Annotated in this window: 8 protein-coding genes; 2 read left to right on the top strand and 6 right to left on the bottom strand. The window is 52.8% G+C overall.

Annotated elements, in window-relative coordinates; genetic code table 11:
• Nucleotides 1-30: 30 nt before the first annotated feature.
• The 3 genes from IPM28_02595 to IPM28_02585 all read right to left on the bottom strand — a co-directional run bounded on the left by IPM28_02595 (nucleotide 31) and on the right by IPM28_02585 (nucleotide 7,289).
• A complete protein-coding gene (locus tag IPM28_02595) occupies nucleotides 31-3,819 on the bottom strand; it encodes a carboxypeptidase regulatory-like domain-containing protein (GenBank protein ID MBK9171881.1) in 3,789 nt (1,262 codons plus the stop codon).
• 136 nt (nucleotides 3,820-3,955) lie between these two features.
• Nucleotides 3,956-4,927, bottom strand: a complete 972-nt coding sequence (locus tag IPM28_02590; GenBank protein MBK9171880.1) for a hypothetical protein — start codon at nucleotides 4,925-4,927, stop codon at nucleotides 3,956-3,958.
• Between the two features lie 112 nt (nucleotides 4,928-5,039).
• Nucleotides 5,040-7,289 carry a VWA domain-containing protein gene (locus IPM28_02585; protein MBK9171879.1) on the bottom strand — a complete coding sequence of 750 codons (2,250 nt, stop codon included), beginning with the start codon at nucleotides 7,287-7,289 and terminating at the stop codon, nucleotides 5,040-5,042.
• Between the two features lie 168 nt (nucleotides 7,290-7,457).
• Between IPM28_02585 and IPM28_02580 the strand changes: the two genes are divergently transcribed.
• Nucleotides 7,458-9,263 (top strand): hypothetical protein, encoded by a 1,806-nt coding sequence (locus IPM28_02580; protein MBK9171878.1) that lies wholly within the window; start codon nucleotides 7,458-7,460, stop codon nucleotides 9,261-9,263.
• Here the strand turns inward: IPM28_02580 and IPM28_02575 are convergent.
• Both IPM28_02575 and IPM28_02570 read right to left on the bottom strand, forming a co-directional pair.
• Nucleotides 9,260-10,006 (bottom strand): hypothetical protein, encoded by a 747-nt coding sequence (locus IPM28_02575; GenBank protein MBK9171877.1) that lies wholly within the window; start codon nucleotides 10,004-10,006, stop codon nucleotides 9,260-9,262. The two genes, IPM28_02580 and IPM28_02575, sit on opposite strands and share 4 nt — an antisense overlap.
• Complete coding sequence (locus IPM28_02570; protein ID MBK9171876.1) at nucleotides 9,981-10,271, bottom strand: hypothetical protein; 291 nt, start codon at nucleotides 10,269-10,271, stop codon at nucleotides 9,981-9,983. Before IPM28_02570 ends, IPM28_02575 begins: the two co-directional genes overlap by 26 nt.
• 93 nt (nucleotides 10,272-10,364) lie before the next feature.
• Between IPM28_02570 and IPM28_02565 the strand changes: the two genes are divergently transcribed.
• Nucleotides 10,365-11,339 carry an ATP-binding cassette domain-containing protein gene (locus tag IPM28_02565; GenBank protein ID MBK9171875.1) on the top strand — a complete coding sequence of 325 codons (975 nt, stop codon included), beginning with the start codon at nucleotides 10,365-10,367 and terminating at the stop codon, nucleotides 11,337-11,339.
• Here the strand turns inward: IPM28_02565 and IPM28_02560 are convergent.
• Nucleotides 11,336-12,877 carry an OmpA family protein gene (locus IPM28_02560; GenBank protein ID MBK9171874.1) on the bottom strand — a complete coding sequence of 514 codons (1,542 nt, stop codon included), beginning with the start codon at nucleotides 12,875-12,877 and terminating at the stop codon, nucleotides 11,336-11,338. The genes IPM28_02565 and IPM28_02560 overlap by 4 nt on opposite strands.
• Between the last annotated feature and the right edge of the window lie 8 nt (nucleotides 12,878-12,885).

Here is a 12,885-nt window from a genome sequence, read left to right as displayed (position 1 = left end):
GGGTCATTCTATTATTTCGATCTCGGAGAGCTAAAAATTCAACTTTCCGGAGAACTGAACGCGACGTGCGCCATTGGTCACATCGGCGTTGATGCGTCCAAAAATGCTCGTCCCATAACCCGATTGCGTGAATCCGGCCGGCATGACCGCCGTCGGAAATGCAAAATTCGGCGTATTCGTCAGATTTTTGGCATCAACACGTATATCAAAGCTGAGATGCTCGCGAATACGGAAGTTACGCGAAAGCGATATGTCCGTTTCCGTGTATTTCGGACCGATAAAGTAATTTCGGCCCGTGTTGCCCGGCTCGCCTGGATTCGGTTGTGAGAACAACCCTCGCTCCTGCGGATTGAACCACCAATTCCGAAGCAGCGGATTAGCCGTGTTCTCGAAATTACCTTGAACAAGGCCGCCGAGGTCTCGCGGACAGTTGTTGCAGTTCGCGTACGATCCGCTCGTTTGGCTAACGGTGTTCGTTCCCGAAAACACGGTGAACGGTCGTCCGGAGGTCACACGAACGGTTCCGGCCAGCTGCCAGCCGCTGATCATGTAGTTCAAGACTGCGTTATCGGCTCTGAGCTTCTTGCCGCTTCCGAACGGGAGTTCGAACACATAAGTGCCGAGCAGCGAATGACGCCGGTCAAAGTCAGACCACGCATAATTTGCCTTACGGTCGAAATTGTTAAGCGGTGTATTTGCAGACGACTGTGCTGTTCCGCCCGAAACGGCCGTAAACACGGGGTCGAACGACCTTGTGTCTTTCGACAATGCGTATGTGTAACCGAGTTGGAAGCTGATCCCGCTTCTCATGCGGCGTTTGAAGATGACCTCAAGCCCGTTGTAGAACGAGAAATCATTGCTGTCAACGACGTTCAATCCGCCGGTGTACTGTGAGAACCGCTGGAAGAATGAACCATTGCCGTGAACCGCGACCAACTGTTGGTTGAGGTTAGCACTCGTACAACGGCCCGCCGTCACATCCGCTGCAAGACATAAACGCTGCGATGCGGCGAGAGCCAACGTCGCGACGCTCCCCTGCGTGATCGCAGTGGCGTTCAGCGTCCGGAACAGGGCCGTTCCTGCATTGTTCGCAACATTCCCGCCCAACAGCAGGTTGATCAACGGGCTGTTGTAGGACGTACTGGCCCGAATCGAATTGAATGCCTGCAAGAACGTCTCGCCGGTTCCCGGCAAGGTTCCGTTGATGTCGACCTGATTGGAATTATATGCACCAAATAGATTTGTCGCCTTCTTTCCGATGTAGTTGACCTCAAGCACATTCCCGCCGAAGAGTTCACGCTGGAAGCTAAGGCTCCAGTTGTGGATCGCCGGGAATTTGATATCCGGATCGATGACCGTTATCGCGTTCGTGCTGAACGTAGGAGGCGTCCGAAGCTGCGTCGGCGATGAGGTCGGAGCAACGGACGGCAACCCATTTCGAAGCAGTCCGCCGCTCTGTCCGAACGCCGTATTCGAACCAAGTGCGGTGTTGCCCGGAGTGCTTTGGAAAATGAACGAACTGAATAGGAATGTTGAAAAGCGGTCGGACGCCTTTCGATAATTCAACCTGATCGACGTCTTGCCGTCACTGAACGGATCCCAGGCAAAGCCCACCGTTGGAAGGAACAGGCCGTAGTTGTCATCAAATAGCTGACCCTCGGTCCACGAAATGTTGTTCGCCGGAGCAGCACCGAGAACGACAGACCGATTGGGAACTAGGATCGGACGCCCGCCCGCAGCACTCGGGGCAAGCCGGATCTCCCATCGAACGCCGAGGTCAAGAATGAAGTTCGGGCGCAAACGCCAGGTGTCCTGTACGTAGAAGTCCAGTTCCGGATGATTTGCATCGAACAAATACCGTGTCCCCGGCGCTGCAAATTGGGATGGATTGGCCGGATCGTTCACGTAAGCCTGCGTGATCGTCCCAACGCGGCCGAGCATATCGTTGATCATATTCTCAAGACGCGTTCTGTCGGCCGAGTTGATAACTGCAGCTCCGGTTGGCAATGGCGTCCCGCCCGGGAAATTGAAATTGCTATTTACTGTTCGTGAAAAGTTGAAAGCGAGTTCGATCGCTCCGCCGCCAACGCTTGAACGGTCATCCGTGCTCGTTCCAAGCCGGATGTTTGCACCAGCCTTGATGACATGCGGCGAAAAATCGAACGTCATGTTGTCGACGAACTGCCACGTGCGGAAACTTCGAGCGTTGTAGCTGAAGTTCGTATTGATATCGGTCGGGAGATTGAAGATGAACGCGTAGTTCGGATCGGGTTCGGGCGTGAGGAACTTAAATCCAAACTGGCTGTAACCCAGGATGAACTCGTTAACGAATTTGGACGAGCCGGACCAGCGCCAGTTAACGGCTAGATTTTTCGGCGTTCTTTCGGTGTCGACGTAATTCGGAGCGTTCGGGAATCGAGGGCGTCCGCCATTCGCCGCATCGCCAAAGGTGTTCTGTTCGCCCTGGGCGTACCGGACATAGAAGTTGTTCGCGTCGTTAAGCTTGAAATCGAATTTCGATACAAAATCGTACTGCTTCTCGGTCTGCGGCGAATTGAACAAAAATCCCGCGATGTTTAGCCCATCGCCGGTCGCACTATAACTGTTCGGGGCCGGCATCTGGTTGATGTAGCCCATCAGAAGCGGGTCGAGCGAGATCAAGGTTCCTGCCGCGACATTATATGAATCGATACAATTTGTGGTGATCGTGACGCTGCAGGCAGGCTGAACCGGATTTCCGCTTGCATCGACAGACCCTGTTCCATTCACACCTCCGCGGACCCATCGGAAAATTCCCTGACGAGCGGTCGGCGTGTAAACGGTCCTGGTTTGCAGGACCGTATCCGAAGCGCGCAGGATCTGCAGATTGACAAAAAAGAATGCACGGTCACGGAGCAGATCAAAAGGCTTGGTTCCTTCGCCAAACCCCGGATTGAACAGCGGGCCGCTAAAGCTGCCGCCAAAGATATGCTGAATGAAATTTTCCTTTGCGGTTCCGTTTACATTTGCTGCGTAGCTTCGAGCCATAGCGCCTTTGGTCTGATAGTACTCAAAAACACTGCCGCGGAAATTGTTGGAACCGGATCGGGTTACGAACGTGACCTGGGCGCCGCTGCTGCGTCCCAATTCGGCCGTAAAGCCGCTGGTGACGACCTGAAATTCCTGGATCGAATCCGGATTTGGCCGAAGAGGAGTAAAATTCGAGCCGCCTGCCGTTGATTCGTTGATATCGATGCCGTCAAGGGTGAAATTGAATGACCGATCGCGCGATCCATTGACGTGAACGCCGCCTCCGGTATTTGCACCGTTGGCAACACCAGGCTGAAAATTGAGGATATCGAGAGGATTACGGCCGCGGGTTCCGACGATCGGAAGGCTCTCGATCGTCCGCTGTTCGATCGTTCCGCCAAGGTTTCCAGAACTGCTGGTCTGGACCTGCTCTGCTGCTCCTTCGACCGATACGATAGCTGAAACGTCACCGACCTCAAGCCGGACGTTCACCGTTGCCGGCTGATTGATCAAGACAGTATTCTTGGCGGACACATACTTCTTGAACCCTTCCTTTTCAACCGAGACCGTATAATTACCGGCCTGAATAAGATCAAAAACGTAGCCGCCGCTGTTATTGGTGACAGTTGTCAGGCTAGCGTTCGTTAATTCATTCGTAAGCGTGACCGTCGCCCCGGCGACTGCTGCCCCCGAGGTGTCGTTTACTACACCAACGACGCGCGACGTCGTACCCTGCGCAATAGCAAGGATACTCAAAGAAAGCACTACAACCATGATTGCAAATGCTCTCGCGAAAGGTAGATTGCCCATCTTACTCCTCCAATTTGGTTTTAGTTTTATAACTTTTCCTTATGGTATTAAGGACTTCGTGCAGAAATAATGATGTAAGATAGCACACCTTTTACAAAAGTGTTAATGAAATTCGTGAATTGCGCAGTTTTTATGGCTATTTGAGATGTTCGATCACTGTTCCGCCGGCGCCGACCGCCCAACCGTACTTTTTCATCATGAACAGGCCGAAGAGATTTGATGTAGTACCGCTCTCTTGTTTGATCCAGGTTTTCCCCTTGTCACCGGAGCGTAGCACGGTTCCGCCATGCCCGACTATCCAGCCGTTCTTGTCGTCGGCAAAGTCGACACGCATGAACGTAGACGGGAAATTGGTCGAGATCAGTTCCCAGGTTTCCCCGCCGTTTTCCGAACGGAGGATGGTCCCGCGCCCACCAACGGCATATCCTGCTTTTTCATCGCGGAAATCGACGTTGTACAATGCGCGTTCGGTTCCGGATTCCTGTTTTCGCCACGTTTGGCCGCCATCTGTGGTCGCGAGTATCAACCCTTTGTCACCGACTATCCACCCGCGATTGCTGCCGACAAAGTCCAAATGGAAGAGTTCAGTTTTTGAAGGTACGATGATGCGTTGCCAGGTCTCACCGCCGTCCTCGGTTTTCATTACAAGCGAATCAACAACGTCGCCTTTGCGGTTAAGAACTGAGCCAACGACGACGCCGCGACGCTTGTCGGCGAACCGAATGCTCAGAAATTCGGGAGTCCCATTTCTAAAGTCGCCTGCTCGAAAGAGCACTGTTTCCTGCCAGGTTCTTCCAGCATCACGAGTCAGAAACATCTTACGACCAGCGACCAGATAGCCATTGTCGTCATTGCGAAAGTAGATCTCGTTGATGTTTTCGGTCGTTTTCAGATCGTGTTTCGACCACGATCGGCCGCCGTCGTTCGTCGAAGCAAGGAAACCATCGTCTCCTGCGATCCATCCGCTATCGGAGGAAGTGAAATAAACAGCGACGAGATCGTTTTGAGTTTCGGCAGCGACCGAACGCCATGACGACTGCCCTTCAGCAGAAATTACTAACAAAACACCACAAACCCAGACGGCTATGACCTTTAATGCTGATCTCACTTACAATTCTCCTTAAAAACGATGGGTGATCCCGATTGCAAGAATACATTCTTTGCGATCGAAAATCACCCTTTATGACGACCGGGCTAGGCAGAATTTGCCATCGCGTCAGTTACTTCGTAACCCGAAAAACCGTATTCCTGAAGACCACGACCACTTCCTCACCAAGAGCAAAGTATCGGGCAAGCTCGGCATCTTTGTGCACGAGGTCGAAGTACTCCTCGCTTCCGAACCGTACCGTGACTTCCTTCAGTTTGGCATTGGGCGAGTAATCCGCGTCAGTCCAAACATTGTTTTGGTTGAAGAAATTCTTGTTGGCGACATACTGGTTCGTCGTCGAGTTTTTCACGATGACACGCTCTTGCTCGGACTTCGAATCATCGGAAGCTATCGAGACATTAGCCTTCGCGGCATTTTGCTGAACACTCATCTGAACGGCCCCGGAGCCGCTGCGCTCCATTACCTTTGCCGGAGCGGCCCTGAGCAGCGTCGTCAGCTGAGCCGAATCGCGAGGAGCATTGGCCATTGTACCGTCGATCGCCAGATACGAGGTATATGGCGTTACGAGGCCGAAACGCGTTCCCAGGTCGACGACCTCATCTCTCAGTTCCTTGGTCTCGCCGTTGATGCGGATCTCTTCGACCAGCCAACCGACCCGGCGACTTGCCCAAAGCCGCGGCAAAAAGTCGTTCTCAGTGGCACGGGCCGGAAAATCGAGGTCATTGTAAGCGAAACTCCGGGCGTCCTTTCCTGAACGGCCCTTTAGAATCAGAGCCGCGTTTCGAAGGTCCGAGTCGTTTTTGTATCTGCCGATGACCACCAGCTGCATTCCCTTAAAGAGATCGCCGAGCTTTCGCGGATATACCGCTTCCGTCTCGACCGGACCAAGGTCGAGTTCGAGGTCAGAGAGTACCGGAGAACTAACTCGGGCGAAGAAGTTCGAGACCTTTACCTCAAGATCCTCTTTAGGCTGAACGTAGTCTGAAATACCACCATTTTCGGTGCCGAGCTTATCGAGCAGAGCAGTGTTTACGTCGTACCCGAAACCGAATGGAAAGATCCGAACATCGATGTTCTTTGCTGCTTTCAGATTAGCGATTATTTTGTCAGCGTTCGTTTCGCCGACGGTCGGGAGACCGTCCGTCATGAAGACGAGCATTTTTGGGCGTTCGCTTTTCTGAAACTGTTTAAGCGATGCGATGACCGAATCATTGATATTAGTGCCGCCTGTCGGCCTTAGTTTAGAAACGAAATCTTCGCCGCGTTTCTTTCCGGCTGCATCAGCTCTGATCAATTCGCGCTCCATCAAATGTTCCTCACCGGCGAAATTGATCACGTTGAATCGATCGACGTCGCGAAGGGTCTTGATGCCGAACATCAACGCCGATCTGGCTTTGTCCATCTTGCCCGCATCAGCCATCGAGCCGCTTGTGTCGAGGACAAAGACGATGTCCTTTGCGACGACTTCCCTTTCCGAGACATCGTCGCGCGGGGAAACCATAAGCAGAAAATAGCCGTCTTTGCCCGGTTCACGATAGGTAAGCAGCGTCAGTCCGAAATCTTCATTTGAGATCCCGAAAAAGAGCTGCAGATCGTTGTCGTTGCTGTTTGTCTCGAATGACACCGATGCCGATCGGTCACCTTTTTGTTTCACGTCGATCGAATGTGATGGGGAATAGATATTGCGCAGGGCATCTTTACCCGTTATCTCGATCTTGCCCGAGACGGTTCCGAATTTCTGCGGCGGCATATTGCCTGGCCGCGTTTCGTTTCCGAGACCCTGGTTGCGCCACAGATTGCGGCCTGTTCCGAGCGGGTACCGATATGACACCGTTCCCGATTCGGCTTTCAGGACCTGGGTGTACGTCAGTTCAAGCTTTTTGTCAGAATTTGGCGGGATCGGGAATATCGAGGCCTGGAAAAGGTCCTTGCCCGCATATTCCAATAGGCCGGGATCGCGCTGCTGTCGCACTATTTGATCGTAGATGCGTCGAGCTTCCTCGCGGCTTCGGACCTCACCGACGAGCTTCTTTCCATTTTCCCAGATAGAGAATTCAACGATCGAAGCCGACTCCGGGATCGGAAAGAAATATGTTCCCTCAAGTGTGAAGTTAGTATCATTGCGAAAGACCTGTTCAACATGGGTCGTGGCAACCTGTCCGTTGATCTTTGTATCGAGCTTGATCGATTTGACCGGCAGGACATTCGGCAGCGGCTGCGGCCTCGGTATCGGCCGCGGCGGACGGCACGGACGGACGTCGCAGACGATCGGAATTATGACACCCTGTGCAGGAACGGATGCCGCGGCAAAAAATGCGGCGAATACAATGCAGACAATACTTGTGATACTTATCGGTTTCATTCTAATTCTCCAAAATTTAGCGGGGAGCAGAGTGCATTCTTTTGTTGGACATTAGATGAACGGCAATGGTTGCAGCCACTTGCATCAAAAAATGCAACTACCGACAAAGAACGGCGTTTGACGAAGATGATACGATCTTAATTTCGGTTCGATGTCTCAATAAACAATATGAGATCAAAAGCGTTGCTTGCTCTACTTTTCGTATCTCTTCTATTCCCTTCGATCGTGCGTTCACAGGAACCGGCCGAAGCGAACGAATCGTGTGACACCGATTTTGCGATCTTTCTCGCAAACCAGCAGATGAGCGATGCCGGAACAGTTCGCGAACCGGCAAAGCGGATCAGGATATTGATACTCGGCGCCGATTTCATATGGCCTTACGACCAGCCCGCGTCTCGAGGCTATTTCACTGAGGCCTTTAAGCTGTCGGTCGATCATTTCCGCGAAAAAGGCTTCGAATCAACAACGGTCGGTAATGAGAAAGGGTCGGTTTCAGTGCCGAAACCGGATTATCGGTTTGAGGTCATCCGGGCTATCGCGAAACGGGACTCGGTCTGGGCGCGAAAATTATCAGACGAAATAATGGCCGAGTTCGAAAAGGCCGTAAAGGATAGGAAGCCGGGGTCGGAGACTGCGGAGATCGACTCGTTACTGAACATTGCGGTCATGTCACTTGAGAGCGATCCGAATCTCAGTTGGTACCTGTTTAGGAAAGTAATGCAATACCCGCTTGATCGGCATTGGTACTTTACGCTTTATTCGATCGCCGCCAAAGATCCTTCTTTTGCAGAAACACTCTATCGCGAATTGCTGCCGCGATATAGAAACGAAACGCCTCGCAGACTGCTTTTTCTTTCGGCATTTCCATTTAGCCGAAACAAAATTTTCGGCCCCGACCAAATGCAGTATGGAGCTCCGATCCCCGGGGAACTTCGATCGAATCCGGAACTGCAACAGGCCTTTTTGAACGTATTCCTTGATCGTATCGGTACGTTCGCCTCGAATCCACAAGATCGGATGAACCCGCCCGAGCAGTTTCGGCTGCCCGAACCGGTATACATGATCTCGGCGCTGGCGGAATTTGAACCGATCGTCGTCGCTGAGATCCCGAATATGATCCAGCGGCTTTCGGCCGCTCGTGCACAGGCAACGTCACTTTTGACCGACGAGATGCGGAGCACTCTTCAAACGCGTGAACGTCAGAATAGCGGTTCACAATTGAGTTTTGAAGAACGCATCGAGAGGCTCGAAAAGGCCGACGAGGAAGGCAAACTCAATGACGCGATGATCGTAAATCTGATCTTTGGCACCAGCCGCACCGAAGGACAGTATGCGAAGGTCGAACCCTGGCTAGATAAAATAAAAGATGAAAATGTTCGGCGTGAGACCACAGCGTACTTTTGGTTCGTCCGGTCGCAGCTTGCGATCAAGGAATCTAGATTTCGTGATGCTGAGACCTACGCAGCAAAAGTACCTGAGATCGATCACCGTTCGATACTCGCGTTCGAGCTTGCCGAAGCTCAGCTTAAGAGCATCAACGACACGGCTTCAGCCTATCAGACATTGAACGAGGTTGCTAAACTCGTGCGCCTTACGGACAATTCAGCAACAAAGGCCAAGATATTGCTCGGTCTTGCGACGCAATACGAGAAGATCAATCTGGGTTTTGCGATCGAAGAGCTTGCTGAGGCCGTCAGGGTCTTGAATCGGACGAAGGACCCTGATATGTCGTCGATGTCGGTTTTCCGTCAGATAATCGGGAAGGATTTCGCGTCGTACGCAGTTTACAGTGTCCCGGGCTATGACATCGAAGGGACCTTTCGAAGGATCGGCGAACGTGATTTCGGGTTGACACTGTCGAACGCGAGAGCTCTCGATGATAAATTCCTGCGAACGATCGCGGTACTTTCAACTGCAAAACATTGCCTCGATAAGCCGCGGACAAAGAAAACAGTTCGGCCGTCCGCGAATTAATTGTCGGGTTTCTGCTCCGTACCGTCGGCCAGAGCTTCATCGATCTCTTTATCAAGCCGAAGGCGAAGACGCTCTACCAATTCATCGGCCTTTTTGATGCCCGTTTCCAGGTTTGTTTTATTGCGCTGCACCTCAGCGAGCAGATTTTGAAGATTCGTACGCTCAGCCGCGAGCTGACGGCGGCGGGATTCGCGGACCTCTTCGGGACGAAGCGAGCCTGCAGTTGCAACGCTCCGCTCGATCATCTCGGGCCGAATGTCGAACTCGATAGAATCCAGCCGCATCTGTATCGCATTCTCTTTCTCGATCATTTCGAAGATCTGCTTTCGCAGAGACTCGCTTCGCTGTTCCGCTCGCGTCAGAATATCCAGGTTCAGCATCAAGCGCTTCTGGACCGCATCCGGGTCAGATCCCCTTTGCGCCTCCAGCTGCCTGATCCTTGCCTCGAGCCGTTCGATCAGCTGAGCGGAACTTGTGTCCCCGTTCGCTCGACCGCTCGCGACATCGGTCTGCTGAACTGGGCGTTCCGCATCGTCGTCAGGAAAGTCGTTTGCCATGCTTATGATCTCCGGCTCTATCTTAGGCGTTGGTGTTGCTGCCGGACGCACGATCGGACTTCGATTACGGCGATCTGTCTGCGCTTCAGAAACGACCGTCAGTGCGATCATTAACATCAGGGCCGAGGCGGCTGCAGCCGACACACGCGACACCAGATCTTTAACTGCGGATCTTCTTCTTTTCATTGCTTTCATTGCTCGCATCTTTGTCCGGAATAAAGTCGCCGACAAAGATCTCAACCCCGTTTTTCACGAGACCGACGATCGGGATCGCATCCAATCCGGAATTCACGATACCCTTAACAAGGCCCTTTTTTCGTATGTCGGATCCCACAAGGGCGACGACGACGATCGTACCGCCAAATGGCAGCATCTTTGCACCTCGCTTAAAAAGCTGCCATCCGCCGACGTGGACGATCTTTCGCGTGATAGTAGTTTTCTTTGTTGCCATTGCCGTTCGAGTTTATACTTGTCAAAATTGGATGACAACAGCATACTTTTCTTTGCACGAATAAGACCCGCTTAAGTTCCGTTTTCCTTCATTATGCCACTCAGGATCGACAATGTTTCCAAGCGGTTTGGAACGAAATGGGTCCTCAGGGACGTTGATCTTGAGGCCGACCGCGGCTTCGTGATCGGCGTTTTTGGCCCGAAAGGCTGTGGAAAGACGACCGTTCTGCGAATTATCGCAGGACTGGAAAGCTCGAACAGCGGATCGATCGAAATGGATGGCGTCGCGATTAGTGAGCTCAGATCGAAGGGCGGGGTCGAGTTTATCCCGACAATACCGGTAAGCGGGTTTTGGCACAAAGCTCTTGGCAATCGAACTGGCGATACCGTCGACATCACGGCCAGACAGGCTGACCTGCTGAAGAATGCCCTCACCAGTGATGTTGAACTTCTGCTGTTGGACGACGTCTTTTGTTTTTTTGACGGACGGTCAAAACGAGAAATGATCGCCGACCTGCGACGCGAGATAAGATCCCGGAACAAGATCGCGTTGATCGCGATGAACAGTTTTGAAGATATCTTCGCGGCGTGTGATACGGTTGCCATCGTGGCGAATGGAACTGTTGCTCAGGCCGGAGATCCGATTCAGGTCTATGAAGGGCCGGCGAACCGAGCTGTAGCCGAGATATTCGGCCTAAACAATTTGTTTGCCGCAAGACGCCTCACATCAAGTAAAGCAGAGCTTCCGGAATTTCAAACGCGGAACGGGGATCACAGGCTGTTTGCCCGAAAAACGGATAGGTCGGCTCTAGGTTCACTGAATCAGGACGTCACCTTGGCGATCAGGCCCGAACACATTTCGATCTCATTCGGAGCCTCGTTCCCCGAAGACAACCTCTTGAAGGCGACGATCACTGAGGTCCAATGCCATGGCCCAACCACAATCGTCCATCTCGACTCAGACGGCCTCAAGCTGCAAGCTCTCGTCCTTCGACTCGTTGGGCTAAAGATCGGCGACGAATGCATGGTCGGTCTTCCACCCGACCGATTGACCGTGCTCCGTTCTTAGATCGACGGAGCGAGTATCACCTGAACCCTTCGGTTCTTAGCCCTGTTCGCGTTCGTCGTATTTGGTGCGATCGGCAGACTTGCTCCCATTCCACGAGCTTCGATCCGTTCACTCTGAATCCCATAAGCGTTCAAACGCATTGCGATGGCTCGCGAACGCTGTTGCGTGAGCATGTCCAGAACCTGTGTCTCACCCTGGTTGTCGGTGTGCGATTCGATCGTGATCCGATAATCGGAATGGTTCGAAAGCAGTTCGCTTAAGGAACCAAGCCGCTTATCGATGTTCGGGGCGAAATCAGATTCTCGCGTTGATGCCCAATACGACTCAGGCAATGTCAAAATGATCCCGCGTTCGCTTTTCGAGACGGCACCGAACTGGCGTAACGACCGCATGAAAGCGGGTTCGGCTGCCTGTATGGCTGCAAGCCGCTCGTCGCGTTTCTTTTGCTCATCGGCGGCACGGCGCTCATTCTCAAATGCCTCGAGACGAGACTTGGTGTTGGCCGATTCGACCTGAAGTCTTCCTAACTCTTCGCGAAGCCGGCCATTCTCAGCACGCAGTTCGCGGATCTGCTGATTGTAGTTGACGACGTCACGCTCAGAGAGTTCGCGATTCCGCGTCTCGCTTGCAAGAAGCTGCTTGAGCTCGGAGATCTCATTTTGCGCATCGCGGAGCCGATCTTCGACCTGACGCATCTCGGCATCTGTCCGCGTCTGCTCATTGCGTTTTTCGCGCGCTTCGGCCCTCGCGTAGGCAGTCGATTCTGCCTTCACGGCAGTACTTATCGCACGCCTTGCGGTAATATCGACCTCATCTTCTTTGCGGCCCGCTTTCCACGCATCTTCCGAATTCTTCAACAGGGTCTCGGCTTCGCGAAGATCTTCGGCAGCATCGCGTTCCGCACCGGCAAATCGAGCCAACGCTATGCTCTGCTTCGCTTGGAGTATCGTCGAAGGTGTTCGGGAATAATCGAGCTCGGCGATCTCGGGTGTACGTGCGTCGCGAAAAAAGTCGCTTGAATTTCCGAAATACTGCACCGCCGGAACCGTCGTGATCGGCCTTCCGGTCAAGGTGGTCGGATTGAGGTTTTCGAGCATTATTTCCTGACTCGGACGCCGGACAAGAAAGTGCGGTTCGGCCGTGATGATCAGCGCAAAGGTCTGCAGCTTTGTTGTGACGCTGATCTTTGAATCGAATTCAAAAAATCCGCGACGCTTTATTTCGCCGAGATTATCAACCTGTCCTTCGGGCGAGATCGCCCACAACACATAGGTCGCATAGCCCGCACCAAGTTCGAACGGCCGCGGCATTTTTGAAACCGACAGGTCGATCTCGCTCCCGTTCCGCGACGTCCGCCGGATCGTCGCCTCGCCTTTCATTCGCGGAAATCGCGTCGTGCCGCGAAACTGCACAAACACCCTTTCGTTCAAAGGATATGTGATCGCCGTTGTTCGGCGTGAAAGATCGGTTTGACCAAAAGCCGAGACTCCGGAAATCAGTAGTAGAAATATGATCACTAGGGTTATAGTTACTTTCATTTTTAGCA

The organism is Chloracidobacterium sp. (genome assembly GCA_016716305.1).
Classification (GTDB): domain Bacteria; phylum Acidobacteriota; class Blastocatellia; order Pyrinomonadales; family Pyrinomonadaceae; genus OLB17.
Note: the sequence above shows the minus strand (reverse complement) of the source record. Positions and strands in the feature narration are given on the sequence as shown.

Excerpts from the sequence above, each read along its gene's own strand:
- IPM28_02565 (MBK9171875.1), top strand. The coding sequence starts at position 10,365 with ATGCCACTCAGGATCGACAATGTTTCCAAGCGGTTTGGAACGAAATGG.
- IPM28_02585 (MBK9171879.1), bottom strand. The coding sequence starts at position 7,289 with ATGAAACCGATAAGTATCACAAGTATTGTCTGCATTGTATTCGCCGCA.
- IPM28_02560 (MBK9171874.1), bottom strand. The coding sequence starts at position 12,877 with ATGAAAGTAACTATAACCCTAGTGATCATATTTCTACTACTGATTTCC.
- IPM28_02580 (MBK9171878.1), top strand. The coding sequence starts at position 7,458 with ATGAGATCAAAAGCGTTGCTTGCTCTACTTTTCGTATCTCTTCTATTC.
- IPM28_02595 (MBK9171881.1), bottom strand. The coding sequence starts at position 3,819 with ATGGGCAATCTACCTTTCGCGAGAGCATTTGCAATCATGGTTGTAGTG.
- IPM28_02575 (MBK9171877.1), bottom strand. The coding sequence starts at position 10,006 with ATGAAAAGAAGAAGATCCGCAGTTAAAGATCTGGTGTCGCGTGTGTCG.
- IPM28_02570 (MBK9171876.1), bottom strand. The coding sequence starts at position 10,271 with ATGGCAACAAAGAAAACTACTATCACGCGAAAGATCGTCCACGTCGGC.